The organism is Actinoallomurus oryzae, from assembly GCF_039541955.1.
Taxonomy (GTDB): Bacteria; Actinomycetota; Actinomycetes; order Streptosporangiales; family Streptosporangiaceae; genus Actinoallomurus; species Actinoallomurus oryzae.
On the sequence record NZ_BAABHF010000022.1, the window covers coordinates 20591 to 41362 of the forward strand.

Annotated in this window: 18 protein-coding genes and 1 pseudogene; 12 read left to right on the plus strand and 7 right to left on the minus strand. The window is 72.5% G+C overall.

All coding sequences use genetic code 11. From position 1 onward, the window contains the following. Nucleotides 1-18: 18 nt before the first annotated feature. A complete protein-coding gene (locus ABEA10_RS18940; protein ID WP_345465430.1) occupies nucleotides 19-1086 on the minus strand; it encodes a hypothetical protein in 1068 nt (355 codons plus the stop codon). Between the two features lie 208 nt (nucleotides 1087-1294). Continuing rightward, the gene (locus tag ABEA10_RS18945; protein WP_345465432.1) at nucleotides 1295-2689 is read right to left on the minus strand and encodes an ROK family transcriptional regulator; all 1395 of its coding nucleotides are present in this window, start codon (nucleotides 2687-2689) and stop codon (nucleotides 1295-1297) included. Nucleotides 2690-2811: 122 nt separating this feature from the next. Between ABEA10_RS18945 and ggh the strand changes: the two genes are divergently transcribed. After that, a complete protein-coding gene (ggh, locus tag ABEA10_RS18950) occupies nucleotides 2812-4140 on the plus strand; it encodes a glucosylglycerate hydrolase (protein WP_345465434.1) in 1329 nt (442 codons plus the stop codon). 59 nt (nucleotides 4141-4199) lie between these two features. Here ggh and ABEA10_RS18955 read toward each other — a convergent pair whose 3' ends face one another. Beyond that, nucleotides 4200-5144: an NAD(P)-dependent oxidoreductase gene (locus ABEA10_RS18955; RefSeq protein ID WP_345465436.1), complete on the minus strand. Its 945-nt coding sequence runs from the start codon at nucleotides 5142-5144 to the stop codon at nucleotides 4200-4202. 30 nt (nucleotides 5145-5174) lie between these two features. Then, the gene (locus ABEA10_RS18960) at nucleotides 5175-6365 is read right to left on the minus strand and encodes an enolase C-terminal domain-like protein (protein WP_345465438.1); all 1191 of its coding nucleotides are present in this window, start codon (nucleotides 6363-6365) and stop codon (nucleotides 5175-5177) included. Between the two features lie 119 nt (nucleotides 6366-6484). Between ABEA10_RS18960 and ABEA10_RS18965 the strand changes: the two genes are divergently transcribed. The 10 genes from ABEA10_RS18965 (at nucleotide 6485) to ABEA10_RS19010 (ending at nucleotide 17845) form a co-directional block, all read left to right on the plus strand. After that, entirely contained in the window at nucleotides 6485-8725 is a 2241-nt protein-coding gene (locus ABEA10_RS18965) for a xanthine dehydrogenase family protein molybdopterin-binding subunit (RefSeq protein ID WP_345465440.1), read from the plus strand. After that, the gene (locus ABEA10_RS18970) at nucleotides 8722-9159 is read left to right on the plus strand and encodes a (2Fe-2S)-binding protein (RefSeq protein ID WP_345465442.1); all 438 of its coding nucleotides are present in this window, start codon (nucleotides 8722-8724) and stop codon (nucleotides 9157-9159) included. The genes ABEA10_RS18965 and ABEA10_RS18970 overlap by 4 nt, the downstream gene beginning before the upstream one ends. After that, the gene (locus ABEA10_RS18975; protein ID WP_345465444.1) at nucleotides 9156-10058 is read left to right on the plus strand and encodes an FAD binding domain-containing protein; all 903 of its coding nucleotides are present in this window, start codon (nucleotides 9156-9158) and stop codon (nucleotides 10056-10058) included. The genes ABEA10_RS18970 and ABEA10_RS18975 overlap by 4 nt, the downstream gene beginning before the upstream one ends. Beyond that, nucleotides 10055-11023 carry an LLM class flavin-dependent oxidoreductase gene (locus tag ABEA10_RS18980; protein ID WP_345465446.1) on the plus strand — a complete coding sequence of 323 codons (969 nt, stop codon included), beginning with the start codon at nucleotides 10055-10057 and terminating at the stop codon, nucleotides 11021-11023. Before ABEA10_RS18975 ends, ABEA10_RS18980 begins: the two co-directional genes overlap by 4 nt. Continuing rightward, entirely contained in the window at nucleotides 11020-12132 is a 1113-nt protein-coding gene (locus tag ABEA10_RS18985; RefSeq protein ID WP_345465448.1) for an NAD/NADP octopine/nopaline dehydrogenase family protein, read from the plus strand. Before ABEA10_RS18980 ends, ABEA10_RS18985 begins: the two co-directional genes overlap by 4 nt. Then, a complete protein-coding gene (locus tag ABEA10_RS18990) occupies nucleotides 12126-13460 on the plus strand; it encodes an amidohydrolase family protein (protein ID WP_345465450.1) in 1335 nt (444 codons plus the stop codon). The genes ABEA10_RS18985 and ABEA10_RS18990 overlap by 7 nt, the downstream gene beginning before the upstream one ends. Nucleotides 13461-13536: 76 nt before the next feature. Continuing rightward, complete coding sequence (locus tag ABEA10_RS18995; RefSeq protein ID WP_345465452.1) at nucleotides 13537-14847, plus strand: ABC transporter substrate-binding protein; 1311 nt, start codon at nucleotides 13537-13539, stop codon at nucleotides 14845-14847. Nucleotides 14848-14856: 9 nt separating this feature from the next. Then, nucleotides 14857-15804 carry a carbohydrate ABC transporter permease gene (locus ABEA10_RS19000; protein ID WP_345465454.1) on the plus strand — a complete coding sequence of 316 codons (948 nt, stop codon included), beginning with the start codon at nucleotides 14857-14859 and terminating at the stop codon, nucleotides 15802-15804. Continuing rightward, nucleotides 15801-16628, plus strand: coding sequence for a carbohydrate ABC transporter permease (locus tag ABEA10_RS19005; protein ID WP_329246788.1), 828 nt, complete (start codon nucleotides 15801-15803; stop codon nucleotides 16626-16628). The genes ABEA10_RS19000 and ABEA10_RS19005 overlap by 4 nt, the downstream gene beginning before the upstream one ends. After that, nucleotides 16625-17845, plus strand: coding sequence for an amidohydrolase family protein (locus ABEA10_RS19010; protein ID WP_345465459.1), 1221 nt, complete (start codon nucleotides 16625-16627; stop codon nucleotides 17843-17845). The genes ABEA10_RS19005 and ABEA10_RS19010 overlap by 4 nt, the downstream gene beginning before the upstream one ends. On the opposite strand, the gene ABEA10_RS19015 is transcribed toward ABEA10_RS19010, so the two are convergent. Further along, nucleotides 17842-18501 carry a YczE/YyaS/YitT family protein gene (locus ABEA10_RS19015; RefSeq protein WP_345465461.1) on the minus strand — a complete coding sequence of 220 codons (660 nt, stop codon included), beginning with the start codon at nucleotides 18499-18501 and terminating at the stop codon, nucleotides 17842-17844. The genes ABEA10_RS19010 and ABEA10_RS19015 overlap by 4 nt on opposite strands. Before the next feature lie 327 nt (nucleotides 18502-18828). Here ABEA10_RS19015 and ABEA10_RS19020 point away from each other — a divergent pair. Further along, nucleotides 18829-18939, plus strand: a pseudogene (locus tag ABEA10_RS19020) (TetR/AcrR family transcriptional regulator); the annotation flags it as partial. Nucleotides 18940-19255: 316 nt separating this feature from the next. Here ABEA10_RS19020 and ABEA10_RS19025 read toward each other — a convergent pair. Together ABEA10_RS19025 and ABEA10_RS19030 are read right to left on the minus strand one after the other, a co-directional pair. After that, nucleotides 19256-19924: a carboxymuconolactone decarboxylase family protein gene (locus tag ABEA10_RS19025; protein ID WP_345465463.1), complete on the minus strand. Its 669-nt coding sequence runs from the start codon at nucleotides 19922-19924 to the stop codon at nucleotides 19256-19258. Further along, a complete protein-coding gene (locus tag ABEA10_RS19030; RefSeq protein ID WP_345465465.1) occupies nucleotides 19921-20772 on the minus strand; it encodes an SDR family NAD(P)-dependent oxidoreductase in 852 nt (283 codons plus the stop codon). The genes ABEA10_RS19025 and ABEA10_RS19030 overlap by 4 nt, the downstream gene beginning before the upstream one ends.

The window sequence follows — 20772 nt, forward strand, 5'->3', positions numbered from 1 at the left end:
GTCCATCCGGCTCCGGCCCTATCCGCGGCGCCGCCACCGGCGACGCTTCTGGGGCGGCGCCGGCTCCTCCTCGTCGTTCTGCGCCGCGCGGGCCAGCGCCGCCGTTGCCACGGCGCGGTCGTCCGCACGGCATCCGGGGGTGACGATCATCAGCTGGGCCAGCGATTCCTCGATCGTGACCAGGCGGTTCGCGGCCACGGCCGCGTCGAGCCGGGCTCGGACCATCCCCCGTACCTCCTCCCGCAGGTGCGGTTCGCGGTACGCGGACGTGACAAGGGCGAACAGCGCCGCGTCGGCGACCCAGTCCTCGACGCCGAAGGCGAGATCCACCAGGACGCTTCGCCGGGTCGAGGTCGGCCACGGCTCGTCCTTGGCATGGTGCAGGATGCCCAGGCACACCCACGGCTGCATGAGCCGGTACCAGTACGTCGGGGTCGACTTGGCCAGGTGCTGCCAGCGTGGCGTGTCCGGCGGCTCGGGCAGGTGTGCGAGCAGCCCGAGCAGGTCGTCCAACGGCAGGCCGCCGAGGGGTTCGGCCTGCAGGTAGCCGGACAACGGCGACGGCCACGGCTCTCCGGCGACCTCGTGCAGTACCTGCACCGCGGCGGCCGACGGCGGCGGCGCGGCGGGCAGCGGCTCGGTGCCGTCGTACCGCCAGACGGCGTACCGGCCGGGCCGTACGGTCATCCGGATGTCGGGGGCCGGGAACTCGGCGATGCCGATGTCGACCGGGCCCGCGACCCGGCGGAAGGCGGTCATGGCACTGGCCGGCTCCGCCGCGGAGAGCCCGAGACCGGTGAGCTCGAGCCGCTCGCCCTGCGCCCGGCGGCTTCCGACCTCGTTGGCGAGATTGCAGATCGCCTCGCTCGGCATCGGCACCCAGTTGAGCCACGGCCGCTGCGATCCGGCCATGGCGAACATCACCTCGGTCATCCCGCACGGGTGCGGATCATCATGGAGCGCGACCAGGTCCGCGACATCGCCGGCCGTGCGGAACCGCACCGCGTGCCGCGCCGCATCACGGTGCGGAAAGCCGGGGTCGTCGGCCAACCGCCGCAGGTCGGCACCCACATCGTCCGAAAACATGGCGCGGAGCCTAGCAATCCGCAACGTCCACCCGGATAAGGGAATCGCCGCCATTTCTTGGGACCGAACGGACTGCGTGTCCGCACGAGTTCATCGCCGTCGCCGAGGACGAGGTACGGGAGACGAACGCCGGGCTGACCGAGTTCACCCGACGCCGGGTTCAGCCAGGTCAGGGTCAGCCGACGCCCGGTTCAAGCAGACGCCGGGGTCAGCCGACGCCGAGGGCCGCGTCGATCGCCGATGCGGCCAGCACGTGCTGGGCCACCATCAGGGTGAGTCCCACGGTCGCGCTGTCGTCGCCGCTGCGGGACGTGATCACCCGCAGTTTCTGCATCGTCCGCTCGACCGCGTCGGCCCGTACCCATCGCTCCACTTCCTCGGCCACGAGGGGAAGCTGCCCGAGGATGCCGCCGAGCACCAGCGTGTCGGGGTTGACCGTCGCGACGACGGCGGCGAGAACCCGGCCGAGGCGTTCGGCGCCGGCGCGCAGAGCGGCGATCACCGCGGGGTTGTGGGTGTGCATCTGAACGACGTCGTCGAGCGTGTGCACACCCTGGTCGGCGAGCTGGTCCAGCAACGACCAGCCCGAGGCCCAGGCGGCCAGGCAGCCCTGGCGTCCGCACCGGCACACCGGCCCCTCGTCCGACACGCGGATGTGGCCGATGTCGCCGGCCGCGCCGTCGGCACCCCCGATCACCTCGCCGTTGACGACGATGCCGGCGCCGATGCCGCTGGCGTACTTGACCGCGAGCAGGATGCCCCGTCCGCCGCTCGCCGACGCCTCTCCCCGGGCGAAGGCGCGTGCGTCATTCTCGATCAGCAGGGGCACGTCCCAGCGAGAACGCACCACGTCCTTGATCGCGTAGTCCTCCCAGCCCGGCATCGTCGTACTCGCGCCGAGTCGGCCCGTGGCGACGTCGACCGGCCCGGGAATGCCCATGCCGACGCCGACGACCTGCGCGTTCTCATCCACTCGCAGGAGCTTGTCGGCGCGGTCCAGCAGGTCGGGCAGCAACCGGTCCGGGGGCTGGGCGATGTTCAGCCGCAGCGTCGCCATCCGCAGCGTGCGTCCGAACAGGTCGGCGACGGCGATGCGCCCGTGCGTCTGACCGAGGTCGAAGATCAGCGCGACCCGGTTGCGGTCGTCGAAACGCACCAGGCGGGCCGGGCGGCCCACCGTCGCTCCGGTCGATCCGGACTCATAGACCAACCCGGCGCGGAACAGCTGATCGAGGCGTTCGAAGAGGGTGGTCCGCGACATCCCGGTGGCGGTGAGCAACTGCTGACGGGTCCAGCCCGGCCGGGTACGGATCAGGGCGAGCAGGTGGCCGGGCGAGGCGGCACCGGCCAGGTCGGGCCTGGTCGCCCCTTCGCCGCCAGGCGGTCTCGTCGCCGCCCCGCCTGCCGAGGCGCCCGGCCCGCCTCCTGAGGCGCCCGGCCCGCCTCCTGAGGCGCCCGGCCCGCCTGCTGAAGCGGTCGGCCCGTCTGCTGAGGTGGTCGGCTCGGGTGCCGAGGCGGCCGGCTCGGCAGGGGTGTCCTGCGGCGGAGCCGGCGGATGGGACGGTGAGCCGGTCGGGTCATCGGTGCTACCTACGACTGCCACAGACGGACATTTCCTCCCCATTGCACTCTTGACCGGCGAGATGGCGGGTCATTATGTTCGGCGATCATACAGAACCGCCGGGGCATTTGGGAGCCTTAGTGCATCGAACCGCGCAGGAGCCGTTGGAAGACGACACGGCCGGGACGGCTCGCCTCGGCGATGCCGCCGCCGATGTCCTCCGCCGCAACGATCTGGGTCATCTGACGGTCGCCGCTCCGGAGCTCTACCCGCACCAGTGGAGCTGGGACACGGCATTCATCGCGATCGGCCTCTCTCACCTGTCGGTTTCCCGCGCCATCACCGAGATGTCGTCACTGCTGACCGCGCAGTGGCGCCGCGGGATGATCCCGCACATCGTGTTCGACACCGCGCCCGGCTACTTCCCCGGCCCCGAACGCTGGCGCACCGCGGTCGCGAGCGACGCGCCGGCGGGCGTGCAGACCTCCGGAATTTGTCAACCGCCCGTGCATAGCGTCGCGGTCGCCCGCATTCTCGACCAGGCGCGGCGGCGTGGTGGGGCCGACCGGCGCGCCGCCGAGGAGTTCCTGACCGAGAGCCTCGACGGCTGGCTGGCCTGGCACCGGTGGCTGGCGACGTCGCGCGACCCGGAGGGCTCCGGCCTGGTCGAGATCCACCACAGCTGGGAGTCCGGGATGGACAACTCGCCACGCTGGGACGCGCCGTACTCACGGGTGGACGCCGGCGAGATGGAGCCGTTCACCCGGAACGACACCACTCACGTCACCGATGCGGCCGAGCGGCCCACGGACGCGGAGTACCGGCGTTACATCTGGCTGGTCGACCAGATGGTCGCCGCCCGCTACGACGAGGAGGCGATCCGGCGCACCATCGACTTCCGGGTGGCCGACGTCTTCGCCTCGGCGCTGCTCGCGCTGTCCAGCGAGATCCTGGCCGAGCTCGCCGCGGGCGCCGGCCGCCATCGCGACGCGCGGGACATGGAGGAGATCGCCGCCCGGTTCCGCTCCGGCGTCATCGCGGCCGTGTCACCGCGGAGCGGGCTGGCCCAGGACCGTGACCTGCGAACCGGCGCCTGGCTGCCGACCGCGACCATCGGGGGGTTCGCGCCGCTGCTGTGCGGCGGCGACGTCGCCGTGGTGCGGCGCCAGCGGGAGCTGCTGCTCGGCCCCGAGTGGTGCGGGCACCCCGACCTGCGGCACGCGGTGCCGCCGAGCACGTCCCCCACCTCCCCGGAGTTCCGCCCGCGCCAGTACTGGCGGGGGCCGCAGTGGCCGGTGATCACCTGGCTGTTCGGCTGGGCGGCGCGACGGCGCGGAGACGAGGCGCTGGAAGGGCAGTTGCGCGAGGAGTCGCTGCGCCAGCTCGGCGACCTGCGTTTCGCCGAGTACTACGAGCCCTTCACCGGAGAGGCGCTCGGCAGCCGTTCGCAGTCGTGGACCGCGGCCGTGGCGCTGGACTGGCTGGCGTCATGACGACCTCGGCCGACGGCCACCGTCGTACGGCTGCCGGGGCGCCCCCTCGGAGCGTGCGGTCAGGTGTTGACGACGTACCGCGGGGGCTCGCCGGCCAGCACACGCCGCAGGTTCTCGCCCACCATGCCCCGGACCCGCCGGCGGGCCTGCCAGGTCCCGGCGGCGATGTGCGGGGACAGGTAGACGTTCGGCAACGACCGCAGCGGGGAGTCCGCCCCGAGTGGTTCGGGCTCGAAGACGTCGAGCGCGGCGGCCGCCGGGCGCCCGGCGCGCAGGCCGTCGGCGAGCGCGTCGTGGTCGACCAGACCGCCGCGGGCCGCGTTCACCAGCACGGCCCCGTCGCGCATGCGGGCGAGCTCGCCGGCCCCGATGATGCCCCGGGTGTCGTCGCTCAGCGGCAGGTGCAGGCTGACGACGTCCGCGACCTCGAGCAGCTCGTCCAGTCCGATCTGGCGCGCCCCGTCGACCTGGCGGGGAGCCGGATCGGTGAACACGACGGTGGAGCCGAAGCCGCGCAGCCGCTCGAACACGGCGCGGCCCACGGCGCCCATGCCGACCAGGCCGACCGTGCGGTCGCCGAGCTCGTTGCCGAGCGGCATGGCGTCGAACCCGCCCCCACGCATGATGCCGTCGGCGGCCAGGCCGTTCCGCAGGACGACGAGCGTGGCCATGATCACCCAGTCGGCGACCGCGGCGGCGTTGTAGCCGGGCGCGTTGGCGACCGGGATCCCGCGCTCGGCGGCCCGGCCGACGTCGACGGTGTCGTAGCCGACGGAGGGCTGCTGGATGAACCGGCAGCGATCCATCGCGTCGATCGCGGCGGCGTCCAGGACGTACCGGCGGGCCGCGTCGGCGATCACGATGTCCGCGCCCTTGACCAGCGCGGCCAGCTCGGCGGGGTCGCCCGAACCGGACGCCGTACGGACCTCGACGCGGTCGGTTCCGGCGAGCTCGCGCACGAGCTGCTCGTCGTAGGCGGACAGGCAGGCGATGATCTCGGTCACGGTGTTCTCTCTCCTTGGGGGTATGAGGGGTCAGCCGAGCGGACGGGCGTCGAGAATGCGGTCGGCGGCGAGGCTCATCCCGAGGCCGGACGCGGTCGGCGCGGCGATGCGACCGCCCTCGGGACGGATCGGGTGCGCCAGGAAGTGCTGGTAGAGCGGCGCGAGCCGGCGGAGGTACTCCATCTCGGGGATCAGTCCCGGGCTCGCGGCGAAGGTCAGCGCCGCGTTGCACTGCAACGACTGACCGTGCGGGATGAACGGCCGGCCGGCGGCCGAGACGAGCGCCCCGATCCGCGTCATCTCGCTGATCCCGCCGCCCCAGTGCGGGTCGGCCTGGTAGAGGTCGAGCAGGTCCTCGCGCAGCAGGCGACCGATGCCCCAGCGCGTGTACTCGTGCTCGCCACCGGCGATCTGCACCCGGCCGCCGAGCAGGCGGCGCAGCGAGGCGTAGCCCGCGGTGTCGTCGGCGGGCAACGGTTCCTCGATCCAGCGCAGCCGCAGGGCCTCGGTCTCCCGCGCGACCGCCACCGTGAAGGGGATGTCCCACGAACTCCAGGCGTCCAGCATGATCTCGACGTCGGGCCCCGCCGCCTCGCGTACCGTCGCGACGAGCTCGACCACCTTGCCGACACCGGCGTGGCCGTGGTCGGGTCCCCAGCGCGGAAACCACTTGATGCCGCGGAACCCCGCCTCGACCAGCTCTCTCGTACGGCGCGCGACGTCGTCGACGGCCAGCGAGTCGCCGAGGGTCGAGACGTACGCGGGCACGTCGTCACGGGTCGGCCCGCCGAGCAGGACATGGCTCGGGACGCCGAAGTACTGCCCGCGAACGTCCCACAGCGCGCAGTCCACCGCCGACAGGGCGAGCATGCCGGTGCCGGCGCGGCCGTGGATCATCGACCGGTATCCGAGGTCCCAGAGCTTCTCGGTGGCCAGCGGATCGGCCCCGATGAGCAGCGGGCGCAGCGTGCCCATGACGCACTGCGCCTGGTCCGCCGAGAGCACGGCCGTCGTCCCGGTGACCTGCTCGTCGGTGTCGACGTGCAGGAAGATCGAGCGCACTTCGAGACCGCCGTCCTCCCGCTCGGGAAGCTGCCGCGGGCCGATCGCGGCGACGTCGGGGTAGATGTCGGCGGGCCGGCGCAGGCGCTGTTCCCACAGCGGCCCGGGGTGGGGCATCGAGCCGGTGTACTCGACACAGCGGACGTCGGTGATCTTCACGGCGCGCTCCTCCACATTTGTCAGCCGAGCGAACGAAAGTCGGCTGCGGCTGCACCGTACCGCGTCACCTCACGTGTATGTAATCCCGGTTCCGGTCACCGCACTGACGAGGAGCCCTGATGACCGCCACGTCTCCCGCCTCGACCACGACCGAGAATTCGCAGGTAGGCCGCTCGATTCCCGGCGCGTACGCCCACGAGGTCGTGTCGGGACGCCTTGAGTACGTCACGGACCGGCGGCTGCCCGGAATGCTGCACGGCGCCGTGACCCGGTCGGCGGTCCCACACGGCCGCATCGCCGGAATCGACACGACGGTCGCGGCGAAGATGGCCGGCGTGCGGTGCGTGCTCGTCGGCGCCGACGTGCCGTTCAACCTCCTCGGCCCGACCGAGGCGGACGGCCCGGTCCTCGCGGACGAGCAGGTCCGGCAGGTCGGCGAGGCCATCGCACTGGTGGCGGCGGTGGACGCGGGCACCGCCCGGCGCGCCGCCGACGCCATCGTGGTCGACGTGGAGCCGCTGCCGGTCGTCGGCGACGCCCACGCGGCGCTGGCCCCGGACGCTCCCCGGCTGCACGACGGCGGCAACGTCGCCGGCCGCATCGGATTCGCCTCGGGCGACGTCGAACGCGCACTGTCGGACGCCGACACCGTGGTGGAACGGGTGGTGTCCACCCCGGCTCAGGAGCACGTCGCCATCGAGCCGCCGGGCGGCGTCGCGCTCTGGGAGGCCGGCCAGGTGACCATCTGGTGCGGTTCGCAGAACCCGGGGCTGCACCGGCGCAAGGTGGCGCGGGCGCTCGGGATCGGGCTGGAGGATGTCCGCCTCGTGTCCGGGCCGGTCGGCGGGGCGTTCGGCGCCCGCAACGACGACCCGATGCCGGTGTTCCTCGCCCTGCTCGCCCGCGCCGCGGGCGCACCCGTGCACCTGCGGATGAGCCGCGAGGAGGTGATGGTCGCGGGGCCGAAACGGCATCCGTTCCACACCTCGGTGCGGATCGGGTTCGGCCGCGACGGCCGCATCGCGGCGAGCGACATGACGGCGATCGCCGACACCGGGCCGTACGTCACCTCGGGGCCCAACGTGCTCAAGACCTCCGCCGAGATGTCGGTGGGCCCCTACCGCGTGCCCGTCGCTCGCTTCGACGGGCAGGTCGTCTACACCAACAACGCCAACGCCGGCGCGTTCCGCGGCTACGGCGTGCCGCAGGTGGCGTTCGCGCTGGAGACCGCGATCGACCAGGCCGCCGCCGAGCTCGGCATCGACCCGGTCGACCTCAGGCTGCGCAACGTGCTGCGCGGCGGTGACCGGCACGGCCTGTACGGCCATCCCGTCACCCCCGGGCTGCGCGTCGCCGAGACACTGACCGCGGCGGCCACCGACGACTGGTGGGTCACCCGCGCGGAGTGGCGGCGGCGGGCCCGGCCGCCGTGGCGCCGCGGCACCGGGATCGCGCTCGCCATCAAGGGCGTCGGGCTCGGGAGCGGGCGCGGCGACGCCGCCCGGGCCCGCCTGATCGTCTCCGTCGACGGGCGGGTACGGATCTGGGCCGGCCCCAACCACACCGGTCAGGCCATCGACGTCGCCTACCGGCAGATCGCCGCCGACGTGCTCGGCGTCGACCCCGGCCGCATCGACGTCGTCGTCGACGACACCCAGCTCGTGCCCGAGTCCGGCGCGACCGCGGCGTCGCGCAGCATGTACGCCGGCGGCTCCGCGGTCGCGGCGGTGTGCCGGCGGCTCCTGGAGGCGCTGGAGGACGTCGGCGCGTCCGACCTGGCACTCGGCGCCGGCCGGCTGGTGTCCGAGGGCCGGGCCGAGTTCGAGGCCACCTTCACGCTGCCGGACGTCGCGGACCCCGGGATGATCGACCCCGAACGGCTCGGCAACTACGCGCCCCATCGGGTCTACGGATGCTCCGCCCAGGTCGTCCGCCTGGAGGTCAACGAGCTCACCGGCGAGATCCGGGTGGCCGGAGTCGTCTGCGCCGTCGACTGCGGCCGCGCGATCAACCCCGGTGCCGTGGTGGGGCAGGCGGAGGGCGGCGTGGCGCAGGGCCTCGGCCTGGCGCTGATGGAGGAGTACCGGCTCGTGGACGGCCGGCCGGTGACGCAGAGCCTGGAGAACTACCTGATCCCCACGATCCGCGACGTTCCACCGATCCGTACCCGTCTCGTCGGCGGTGACGAACCGACCGGTCCGATGGGAGCCAAGGGCATGGCCGAGGTGGTGATCGTGCCGACCGGCCCCGCGGTCGCGGCGGCCGTGGCCGACGCGGTCGGCGTACGGTCCGACCGGCTCCCCATCACCCCCGAACGGCTGCTCACCGCCCTGCGCGCGCAAGAAAGGGGGCCGCAGTGAAGGTCAACGGTGTTCCGGTCGACCCGCCCGACGCCGCGGCGCGGCTGATCGACTACCTCCGCGACGACCTCGGCCTGATCGGCGCCAAGGAGGGCTGCGGCATGGGCGAGTGCGGCAGCTGCACGGTGCTGATGAACGGCTCCCCCGTGTGCTCCTGCCTGGTGCTGGTCGGCCAGGTCGGCGACGGCGAGGTGACCACCGTGGAGGGCGTCGCGTCGGGCGCCACCGGCCGTGCCGTGCAGGAGGCGTTCGTACGGCGCCAGGCGGTGCAGTGCGGTTTCTGCGTCGCCGGGATGGTGGTGTCGGCGTCCGCCCTGGTGGCCGAGCATCCCGCGCCGACCGACGAGCAGATGCGCGCCGGTCTGGAGGGCAACCTGTGCCGGTGTACCGGCTATGGCGCGATCGCCCGAGCCGTACGCGAGGCGACCCGATGACCGCGCCGGGAGCCGCGACCGTGCTGTTGCAGCCCCGCACCATGGCCGAGGTCGATCGGATCGACCCGGAGGTGACGCTGCTGGCCGGCGGCACCGACCTGCTGGTGCAGCGGCGCGCCGGCGCCCGTACCGGGCCGATGGCCGACATCTCCCGGCTCGCCGACGCACCGCCGCCCGTGCACGACACCGGTGAGGCTCTGCGCCTGTCGGCACTGGCGCCGCTGTCCGCCGTCGCGGCCGGGCTCGGCGACCGGCTGCCGGGACTGCGCGCGGCGATCGCCTGCTTCGCGTCGGGGCAGATCCGCAACCGGGCGACCCTGGGCGGCAACATCTCCAACGCCTCGCCGGCCGCCGACACCGTGCCGCCGCTGGTCGCGGTCGGCGGCATCGCCGCGCTGCGCGGGCCCGGCGGAGACCGGCGGGTCCCGGTGGCCGACCTGGCGACGGCGCCGCGCCGTACGGGCCTGCGCCCCGGCGAGTGGATCGTCTCGGTCGACGTGCCCTGGCGGCCCGGGGAGGTGGCGGGGTTCCGGAAGGTGGCGGGACGCCGGGCGCTGGCGATCTCCATCGTCAACCTCGCCTGGTGCTGGTCACGGCGGTCCGACGGCGCCCTCACCGGCGTCCGGCTGGCCGCCGGAGCGGTGGCCCCGGTAGTGGTCCGCTGCCCGAACGCCGAACGGGCGATCGAGGGGCGCGTCCCCACCCGCGACGTCATCGCCGAGGCCACCGAGGCGATCAACGACGACATCCGGCCGATCAGCGACCTGCGCGCGTCGGCCGGCTACCGGCGAGCGGCGCTCGCCGGGGCGCTGGCCGAGGCGCTCCTGCTCGGAGTGGACGAGGAAACCGAGAACGACCGGGCGGGAGAGCCCGGAGTGAGTGAGAAGGGCACCGAATGAGACGGACAGCCACCGTACGGCTGGACCGACCGATCACCGAAGCGGCCGAGCTGGCACACCGCGCCGAGGACCTGGGATTCGACGGCGTCTGGGTCGCCGACCACTACTTCCACCGGGACGCGACCGGCGCCCTGGCGCTGATGGCGACGGCGACCAGCCGGATCACCATGGGAACCGCCGTGGTCAGCCCGTTGCTCCGCCACCCGGCGCTGCTCGCGAGCAGCGCGGCGTCGCTGGCCGAGATCAGTGACGGCCGTTTCATCCTCGGCCTCGGCGCCGGAGGATATGAGTTCGCCAGCGAGCTGGGCATCCGGTCCCGCCGCCCGCTCGGGCTCACCGCCGAGGCGGTGGAGATCGTGCGCGGCGTCTTCGCCGGCCGGGCCGACGTCGAGGGCGAGACCTTCCGCGCGCACGGCGCCGCCCTGCGCTTCGAGCCCCGCGCCACGCCCGTCTACCTGGCCGCGCGCGGACCGAAGATGCTGGGGCTGGCCGGTCGCGTCGCGGACGGCGTGATCACACACGGCCTGTCCTCGCGGCACATCTCCTACGTCATCGACCGGATGGGCGTCGCCGAGGCCGACCGGCGCCCCGCCGTCGTCCTCATGCTCGACGTGCAGATCGATGAGGACCAGGCGCGAGCGCGCGACGCGCTCCGTCCCCGCTGCATGACCATGGCCGGCGGTTCGTACGCCGACGAGCTCATCGACGTGTACGGGCTCGACGCCGGCGCCGTGGCCCGGTTGCGCGCCGCGCTGCGCTCGGGCGACCGCGCCGCCGCGCAGGGCCTCGTCACCGACGAGATGGTCGACGCCTTCTGCATCGCCGGGTCCTCGGGACACCTCGGCGACCGGCTGGAGGAGCTGGCCGCCTCGGGCGTGGACGAGGTGATCCTCTCCGTCGACGGCGGCGACCTGCCCACCGCCACCCGGCACCTGACCGACCTAGCGAAAGCGGTAGTCCGATGAGCATCCCCCAGTCCGCCGTCGTCCTCGGTTCCGGAGCCGGCGCGCTGTCCTGCGCGGTCGAGCTGTCCCTGGCGGGCGTGTCGGTGACACTCGCCGACTTCCCGAAGTTCGCCGCCGGCGTGCAGGCGGTCGCGCACGAGGGCGGGATCCGGCTGCGCTGTCCGTGGCACGGCGAGACGCGGGCCCCCGTCGCCGGCGCCACCACCGACCCCAAGTCCGCCGTCGCGGGCGCACCGTTGATCGTCGTGTCGGTGCCGGCCTTCGGCCATCAGATCTTCGCCGACCTGCTGACCGGGACGCTCACCGACGGGCAGTCCGTGCTGTGGGTGGGCGAAGGAGGCGGAGCGCTCACCCTCGCCGCGACGCTGCGCCGGGCGGGACGGCGGCCCTCGGTCGACATCGCGGAGACCAACAGCCTGCCCTACGGCGCCCGGGTCCGCGGGCCCGCCCTGATCACCGCGTCCCGCAAGGCGGGCGGCACGCGCGTCGCCGGCCTGCCGGTGAACAACAAGCTGGTCGACGTCGCCTGCGAGATCTGGCCGTGGCTGAGTCCCGCGGAGAACGTGTGGGAGACGACGCTGCTGAACTTCAACGCGATCGACCACGTCCCGCCGATCATCTGCAACCTCGGCGCCATCGAGGGCCGTACCGGCGCGTTCCTGCTGTGGGGCGAGGGCGCCACCCCGGCGGTCTCCCGTGTCATCGAGAAGGTCGACGACGAGATCCTCGCGCTGCGCGGCGCGCTGGGCCTGACCGACACCGCGGGCTACGCCGACTACCTCGTCGAACAGGGCTTCGCGCCGAAGCGCGAGGCGACGCTGCACGCCACGCTGCAAGCCTCCTCCTTCAGCGGCAGCACGTTCCCCTGCGGACCCGGCGCGCTGTCCAGCCGGTACCTCACCGAGGACGTGCCGTACGCGCTCGTGCTCATGGCGTCTCTCGGCGACGAGCTCGGTGTGGCGACGCCGACGATCGACAGTCTGATCCACCTGGCCGGCATCGCCGCGGAGACCGACTTCGCGGCGGACGGCCGTACGCTCGCCGACTTCGACCTCGCGGGCGCCGGCCGGGACGGTCTGATCGCCGCGGTGCGGGAGGGACAGTGGTAGACGACGTGCTGATCACCGGCGGCACCCTGGTGACGGGGTACGACGCCCCGGCCGCCGGCGACCTCGTGGTTCGCGACGGCGTGATCGCCGGCTCCCCCGGCCCGGCGGCGGGGGCGGAGCTGGACGCCCGGGGCCGCCTGGTGCTGCCGGGGCTGGTCAACGCCCACGATCACCTGCGCTCGATGCTGCCGGTGACCCGTCGCGGCGACACCAACGGCCTGGCGGAGATGATCCGGTCGTCGCAGCTCGCGTCCGAGGTCGCGACGCCTGAGGACTACCGGAGGCTGACCGCGCTGGCCGCGGCGCGGATGGTGCTGTCCGGGGTCACGACCGCCGTCGACCACGTCTACCCGCTCCACCGGCCGGGCCTGCTCGGCGCGGTGGCCGCGGGCCACGCCGACGTCGGCCTGCGCGCCCATCTCGCCTACGGCCTGATGACCAACGGTCCGGCGGCGCTGGTCGACGACATCGACGACCAGGTGGCGAGGGCGGTCGCCGCGGCCGACGACGAGGTGCCGGCCGACCGCCTGTACCTCGCTCCCGTCTCGCTGCGCCAGACCTCGGTCGAGGGCTATCAGGCCGCCGTACGGGCGGCCGACCGCACCGGCCTGCGGCTCTACACCCACATCGCCGAGTCGCTCGACGAGGTGGAGGGCTGTCAGACCGAGCACGGTGTACGGCCGGTGGAGCTGCTGCACCGGATCGGCTTCCTGCGGCCGGGAACGGTGCTGGTCCACTGCGTGCACCTGTCGGACCGCGAGATCGAGCTGCTCGCCGAGAACTCGGTCGCCGTGGCGTACTGCCCGTCCAACCATCTCCGGCTGGCCAAGGGCTTCGCTCCGGTGCTCGCCCTGCGCGAGGCCGGGGTGAACGTGTGCCTCGGCATCGACGGCATGGACGACCTGTTCACCGAGATGCGTCAGGCCGTGTACGCGCAGGGATCGGCCGCCGGGCGCCCCGGCGCGCTCCCGTCGGCGGCGACGCTGCGGATGGCGACCGGAGACGGATCGGCGGCGATCGGCGAGTCCGTGAGCGGGCGGCTGCGCGCCGGCGACCGCGCCGACGTCATCACGCTGCGGACCGACCGGCCGGCGCTCCAGCCGCTCGCGGATCCGCTCCAGGCCTGCGTCCAGCGGGCGCACGGCACCGACGTCGCCGACGTCCTGATCGACGGCCGCCTCGTCGTACGCGACGGGCGGCTCGAGGGCGCCGACGCGACCGAGCTGGCGGACCGTGCCTGGGAGGTGACGCGTGGTCTGGCCCGCCGATCGGGCCGGGAGAACAGCGACGACTGGCAATGGAGACCGCTCATCTCGACCGAGTCCTAGTGCGACCCGGTCCTACTGATGGCGGTGGGGAACCGATCCGTCGCGGCAAGCGGCGCCTCATCAGGAGGGCAGAGCAGTGCAAGAGCAGGACACCGGGGCCCAGGGCTCCGGCTTCACGCAGGGACGGCTCAGCCGACGCGGAGTGCTGTTCGCCGCGGGCGGGATCGCGGCGACCGCCGTCCTCGCCGCGTGCGGCGACAACGGCGGCATGGGCGCGGGTAAGAAGGGCAGCCTGACGCTGTGGGCGTCGACCACGTTCGCGGGCGCGGGGAGCTCCGCGCTGCGCAAGGCGGCCGGCGACTACGCGGCCAAGAACGGCGTGTCGGTGACCGTTCAGGGGTTCCCGGCCAACGACCTGATCGACAAGGTCACCACGGCGCTCACCGGCGGCGGTGGGCCGGACATCGTCCTCGTCGACGTGTCGCAGGTTCCGCAGCTCGGTGCGTCGAAGATGCTGGTCGACCTCACGAGCCGGATCAAGCCGATCTCCTCGCAGTTCTTCGCGGGCAACATCGCCGCGGCGACGGTGAACGGCGCGACGTACGCGGTGCCGTACGACACCAACAACGTGGCGCTGTTGTGGAACAAGAAGATGTTCGGCAAGGCCGGCATCACGGCGCCCCCCACCACCTGGGACGACCTGCTCGCGGCGGCCCGGCGGCTCACAGGCGGCAAGCAGTACGGCTACATGCTGGGAGCCAAGGGATACGGGTCCTTCCTCTTCTGGCCGTGGCTGCTCCAGAACGGCGGCCAGATCCTCGACTCCTCGGGCACCAAGGCCGCCTTCAACAGCCCCGAGGGCGTCGAGGCCTGGAACTTCTACGCGAACCTGTACCTGACCCAGAAGGTCGTGCCGCCCACGTTCCTCGGCGTCACCGACTCCTGGGACCAGTACATCCAGCCGTTCATGACCGAGCGGGTCGCGATGATGGCCATCGGGGACTGGGGGATCGCGCCGCTCGCCAAGGGCAACCCGGGTCTGGAGTACGGCGTCGTGCCGCTGCCGAAGCACAAGCAGAGCGCCACGCTGCTCGGCGGCAACTCGGTCGGCATCACGAGCGCGGCCAAGGACCCCGACCTGGCGTGGGGCTTCATCTCGTGGCTCACCGGAGCGGCGCAGGAGAAGGTGCTCCAGGACGGGTACAAGCGCATTCCGGCCCGTACCGACGTCACCGGGTCCGCGTTCGTCACCGGCGACCCGGCCCGCAAGGTCTTCGCCGAGCAGGCCACGACGGCCAAGTCGCGGCCCTCCGTGCCGACCTGGGGCGACATCGAGTGGGGCGTCATGGCCGACGCCTGGGACCTGGTGATCCAGAAGAAGAAGGCACCCGAGAAGGCCCTGGCCGACGCGGCGGCGGCGGCGACCAAGAAGCTGTCGGGCAAGTAGAGGCGTCAGATGGCAGTGACTCACGTCAAGAGGCCGGCGACGAACCGGGCGGAACGGCCCGCGACGGTGCGTCGCCGGCGTCGGCGGGTCCGGCCGCACTGGTGGTACCTGGCCCCGGCGCTCATCCTGATGGCCGGCGTGCTCGGCTATCCGGTCGTCGACGCGATCTGGACCAGCTTCCAGCACAACGTCCTGACGCATCCGGACGCCGACCACTTCGCCGGCCTGGACAACTACCGATCCGTCCTCACCGACGGCGCGCTGCTGTCCGCCGTCTGGCACACCGTGGTGTGGGGCGCCGCGAACCTCGTGCTCCAGCTCGTGCTGGGATTCGCGCTCGCCCTGCTGATGCATCAGCGGCTGGCGGGCCGCGCGGTGTTCCGCAGCGTGGTGATCATCCCCTGGGTCGTGCCGTCCATCGTGGTGGCCCTGGTCTGGCGCTACCTGCTCGACCCGACCTCCGGGCCGCTCAACCAGCTCCTGACCGGCCTCGGGATCGTGTCGACCTCACCCCAGTGGCTGGCCGACCAGTCGACCGCGATGCCCGTCCTGATCCTGCTGAGCACCTGGAAGTGGACGCCCTTCGTCGCGGTGATCCTGCTGGCCGGCCTGCAGACGGTGCCGAAGGAGCTGCACGAGGCGGCGATGCTGGACGGCGCGGGCCGCATCCAGCGCCTCCGCTACGTCGTGATCCCCGGCATCCGTACCTCGATCGCGCTGGCCGGCCTGCTGACGGTGGGCTACTCGATCAACAACTTCAACGGAATCTGGATGTTCACCAAGGGCGGGCCGGCCGGTTCGACCGAGACGCTGACGACGCTCGCCTACCGCTATGCGTTCACCGAGTTCGATCTCGGTCGCGCGGCCTCGATCGCGATGATCCTGTTCGCCTTCCTGCTGATCACCAGCTCCGTCTACTTCTATGTCGTCGAAGGACGCAAGGGGAGCAAGTCGTGAAGGCCTTCCGTGCATCCCGCATCCTGACGTACGTCAGCGCCGTGGTGGCCGTGCTCGTCTTCGCCGGTCCGTTCCTCTACATGCTCCTGGCCAGCTTCAAACAGCCGCAGGAGCTGAACGGCGTCGTCAACGACGTCCTGCCGAAGAAGTTCTACCTCACGAACTACACGAGCCTGTTCGAGAGCGGCAACTTCCTGCTGTACTTCGTCAACAGCGCGGTCATCGCCGTGGTGACCACCGTGCTCGCCCTGTTCGTCGCCATCCTCGCGGGCTACGCCCTGGCGCGGTTCAAGTTCGCCGGGAAGCGCCTGCTGCTGCTGTCGATCGTCAGCATGCAGATGTTCCCCGCCGTCCTCATGGCGGTTCCGCTGTACAAGATCCTGCGCAGCATCGGCCTGCTCGACGCGCGCAACGGGCTCGTGCTCGTGTACGTGACGTTCGCGCTGCCGTTCTGCGTCTGGATGATGCGGAACTACTTCCTGACCGTGCCGGTGGAGATCGAGGAGGCCGCCCTCATCGACGGCTGCGGTCACTTCAGGGCACTGTGGCGCGTGCTCCTGCCGCCGGCGCTGCCCGGCGTCACCGCGGCCGGCGCCTTCTGCATCATCCTGGTGTGGGATGAGTTCCTCTATGCGAACACCTTCATCAACACCGACCAGAAGCGGACGCTCTCGGTCGGCCTCGACTCCCTCATCGGTGAGTACACCACGGATTGGGGGCAGCTCCTCGCCGGCGGCGTCCTGATGACGCTTCCGGTGGTGCTCATCTTCGCGTTCCTGCAGCGTTACCTCACGCAGATCGCCGGTGGCGGGGTGAAGGGATGACGCCGGACCGCCCGGCGACGGAGCTGTTGCGCGGCGGGTACCTCGCCGACGGCGGCAAGGCGGACGTGCGTGTCGGCGACGGGGTCGTCCAGGCCGTCGGCGCGCTCACCCCGCTGCCCGGTGAGCCGGTCGTGGAACTCGACGGCCGGTTGCTGCTCCCCGCCTTCGCCGAGCCCCACATCCATCTCGACAAGGCGTTCACCGCCGACCGTACGGTCAACCGCGCGGGCGACCTCGCGGGCGCGATGGACGGGTACTCGAGCGTCTTCGCGGACCTGCGGCCCGGCGACATCCGCGCGCGGGCACTGTCGGCGCTGCGGCGATTCGTCGCCGCCGGGACCACCGTCGTGCGCTGCCAGACCGGCTGCGGACCGCTCTCCGGCGTCACCGCCGTCGAGGTGCTCGCCGCCCTGCGGGACGACGTCGCCGGCGTGGTCCGCCTGGAGGTCGTCGCGCACGCGGCCGTGCCGGACGGCGGCGCGGCCGCCCATCGGGCCCTGCTGCGTCGGGCGGTGGACGCGGGCGCCGACCTGATCGGGGGGAACCCCTGCATCGAGGCCGACCCCGCCCAGGCCCTCGCGACCTGCTTCGAGGTCGCGGCCGAACGCGGATGCGGCGTGGACCTGCACGTGGACGAGTCCACCGACCCTTCCGTACTGACGCTGCCCGAGGTCGCCCGCCACGCGCGCGAGCATGAAGTGCCGGTGACGGCGGCGCACTGCGTGTCGCTGGGCAGCCTGCCCGCCGGGCGGGCGCGCGAGGTCGCCGGGCAGGTCGCGGCGGCCGGAGTCGGCGTCGTCGCGCTGCCGTCCACGAACCTGTACCTGCAGGGCCGGTCGGGCGCGCGGCGCGGCGTTCGCGGTCTGACCGCGATCGACGTCCTGCGTACGGCGGGGGTCACCGTCGCGGCCGGATCCGACAACGTCCAGGATCCCTTCAACCCGATGGGCCGGTGCGACCCCCTCGAGACCGCCTCCCTGCTGGTGACCGCGGGACACCAGCCGGTGTCCGTGGCCACGGCGATGGTCGGACCGCGGGCACGCGCTCTGCTCGGCCTGCCGCCGGCGGGACCGGTGCCGGGCGCGGTCGCGGACCTGGTGGCGCTGCGGGCCGACGGCCCCGGCGATGCGGTCGCCCGTGCTCCGACCGACCGCATCGTGTGGCGTCATGGCCGAGTGGTGGCGCGTACGGAGGTGGCCGGCGAGGTCGCGCTCTAGCGTCCCGGCGCGCCGGCGGCGACCGGCCCGGTGACCTCGTCGCCGGTGGTCCGCTCCCGGTAGCCGCAGATCCGCATGGCCAGTTGCACGGACGGGCCGATGGCCACGGTGAAGACCACTGTTCCCAGTCCTATCGATCCACCGAGAATGATGCCGAGGACGAGCACACTCGCCTCGATCAGAAAGCGCGAGAGCCGGATGGAAATGCCGAATTTACGATTTATTCCGGTCATGAGACCCTCACGCGCACCGGCCCCCAATCGCGGAGCCAGGTACATTCCCTGCCCCAGGGCGAATATCGCCACTCCGGCGATCATCAGCGAAATGCGCAGCCACAGCGCGTGCGCCGACGAGGTCCAGTCGAGTACCCAGTCGATCACGATTCCGGCGATGAAGACATTGAGGATCGTCCCGACGCCCGGGCGCTCGCGGAGCGGCCACCAGGGGATCAGCGCGGCGACGGTCACCAGGATGACCACGACACCGAAGCTCAGGCCGGTGTGATCCGACAGCCCCTGATGCAGGACGTCCCAGGCACCGAGCCCCAGCCCGGCCTGGATGAGCGCACCGATTCCGACGCCGTTGAGCGCCAGCCCGACGACGACCATCGACAGGCGGACGACGATATTCAGCTCGGCGGAATCACGCCGCGCCACGCGAACTCCCGGAGCCGTGATACATGCAGTAAGACATAGCAAATAAGTATCACAAGGAAGAACAATACGGACACCTTAACTCGACGGCTGACTTATAGTTCCATTGTCGGCTATGCTCCTGTCAACGAGTGACGTATATTGACCGGGCGCTCCGTCGGTCGTGGCTCCGGGCGGAGTGACCGACGCGGTGACGTTTTCTGGGGCCTAACGCGGCACTAGGCTGGCAATGTGGACGAACGTGGTCCGTACGCGACGCTCCCCCGGGGACGGCACCATCTGTCCCGCGACGCCGTGCGCACCTCGCAGCGCGGGCGGATGCTGCTGGCGATGGCCGAGTCCGTCGCCGAGAAGGGCTACGCCCAGACCTCGGTCGCGGACGTGCTCAAGCGGAGCCGGGTCTCGCGCGAGACGTTCTACCAGCACTTCTCCGGCAAGCAAGACTGCTTCTTGACCGTGCTGGACCGGAGCTCGCTCGTGCTGGAGCGGTTCTTCGAGGAGGAGCTGTCCCGCGACGAGGGGGCGTGGTCGTGCTTCGACCACGCGCTGGAGATCTACCTCGGCACACTCGCCGCCGAGCCGACGTTCGCCCGGGTGTTCTTCCTGGAGTCGTACGCCGCGGGCCCGGAGGCGCAGCGCAAGCGGTTCGCCGTGCAGGAGCGCTTCGTCCAGAGCCTGCTGGACAACTTCGCCGACGATCCCGCCTGGAAGCGGCTGCCGGACCCCGGGTTCGCCGCGCGGATGATGGTCGGGGCGGTCAGCCAGCTGGTGGCCTCCGAGCTGGTCCACGGCCGCGACCGCGAGCTGCCCACCTTGCGCGAACCAGTGATGCGGCTGCTGCGCGGGCTGGTCGGCGACGGGGCGGATCCGGCTCGATCCGCAGCGTCCGGATGACCGTGGCCAGCATCTCGTAGTGCCCGGCGAGCAGGCACAGCTCGATCCTCTCCCGCTCGTTCAGGTGGCGGCTCAGCTCAGCCCAGGCCGCCTCGTCCAGGTCTTGCTCGGCGTGCAGCGCGTCCACCGCGCCCAGGAGGGCGCGCTCTCGCGCCGTCCACCCGTCCGCGGAGGGACCGTCGGCCACCCGGCGCAGGTCCGCCTCGCCCAGGCCGGCCGCGCGGCCCAGCCGCGTGTGGTGCGCGACCTCGTACGCCGAGCCGCACAGGTGAGCGACGCGCAGGATGACCAGCTCGGTCTCGCGACGTGGCAGGATCCCGCCCGGCATCAGCCGGCCGGCGAAGTGCAGCCACCCGGTGAACAGCCGGCGGTGCCGGCCGAGAACGAGGAAGAGCCGCACCGGAGCGGTGCCCGCCCGCCGGCCGGCCCCGTACGCGACGACCCTGGCCAGCGGACTCACCCCGCCCGCCGCGACCCGTGCCGTGAGTCTTTTCCCGCCGGAGGACGGATCCCGGCCGGTCCGGACCCTCATGGCTGTTCGGTGGTGAACGGCGGGTGCTCGCTGCGGGCGATCTCCAGCGCGGTCGGGAGGCGGGAGCGTACGACCTTCTCCACGACGCGCTGGGCGACGCCGGGCGCGACCAGCACCGGCCCGACCCAGCGGGGCGCGTACACGCGGCGGGACCGGCGGGTGATCCCGCGCTCCAGCGCGTCGACGCCCGCCCGCAGGGGCGTCACCCCGGTGAAGGTGCCCTGGTGCCCGCCCATCGCGGCGGCGGCGCGCGTGCCGAAGCCGCGCCGCGTCATCTCGGTGTCCAGCTCGGCGAAGTAGGCGACGCCGACCTTCGCGCCGGTGTGCCGCAGCTCGATCCGCAGCGTGTCCCCGAGCGCCTCGACCGCCGCCTTCGACGCGCTGTACGCGCCGAGCAGCGGCGCGTGGACGGCCGCGGCGAGCGAGGCGATCGCCAGGGCGTACCCGTGGGGGTGGGAGATGTGCCGGCCGGCGGCGCGCAGCGTGTGGTACGTGCCGAGCACATTGACGCGCAGCGTCGTCTCCAGCACCTCCGGGTCGCCGTCGAGGACCGGCCACTGGGCGGCGATGCCGGCGTTCGCCACGACGACGTCGAGCCCGCCGAGCTCGGCGGCCAGGTCATCGACCGTCGCCTCGACCCCCGCCCGGTCGGCGATGTCGCAGTGCCGCCAGGGAGCGTCGCCACAGGACGCGGCGACGCTCTCCAGCAACTCCGGTTCGAGCCCGGCCAGAGCGAGGCGTGCGCCGCGCTCGTGCAGGCGGCGGGCCAGCGCGGCACCGATGCCCCGGGCCGCACCGGTGATCAGGATCCGGCGGTCGGACAGGCGGTGCGTGGTCGGGTCGTTCAC

Excerpts from the sequence above, each read along its gene's own strand:
- ABEA10_RS19025 (WP_345465463.1), bottom strand. The coding sequence starts at position 19,924 with ATGAGGGTCCGGACCGGCCGGGATCCGTCCTCCGGCGGGAAAAGACTC.
- ABEA10_RS19010 (WP_345465459.1), top strand. The coding sequence starts at position 16,625 with ATGACGCCGGACCGCCCGGCGACGGAGCTGTTGCGCGGCGGGTACCTC.
- ABEA10_RS18985 (WP_345465448.1), top strand. The coding sequence starts at position 11,020 with ATGAGCATCCCCCAGTCCGCCGTCGTCCTCGGTTCCGGAGCCGGCGCG.
- ABEA10_RS18980 (WP_345465446.1), top strand. The coding sequence starts at position 10,055 with ATGAGACGGACAGCCACCGTACGGCTGGACCGACCGATCACCGAAGCG.
- ABEA10_RS18940 (WP_345465430.1), bottom strand. The coding sequence starts at position 1,086 with ATGTTTTCGGACGATGTGGGTGCCGACCTGCGGCGGTTGGCCGACGAC.
- ABEA10_RS18965 (WP_345465440.1), top strand. The coding sequence starts at position 6,485 with ATGACCGCCACGTCTCCCGCCTCGACCACGACCGAGAATTCGCAGGTA.
- ABEA10_RS19000 (WP_345465454.1), top strand. The coding sequence starts at position 14,857 with ATGGCAGTGACTCACGTCAAGAGGCCGGCGACGAACCGGGCGGAACGG.
- ABEA10_RS18975 (WP_345465444.1), top strand. The coding sequence starts at position 9,156 with ATGACCGCGCCGGGAGCCGCGACCGTGCTGTTGCAGCCCCGCACCATG.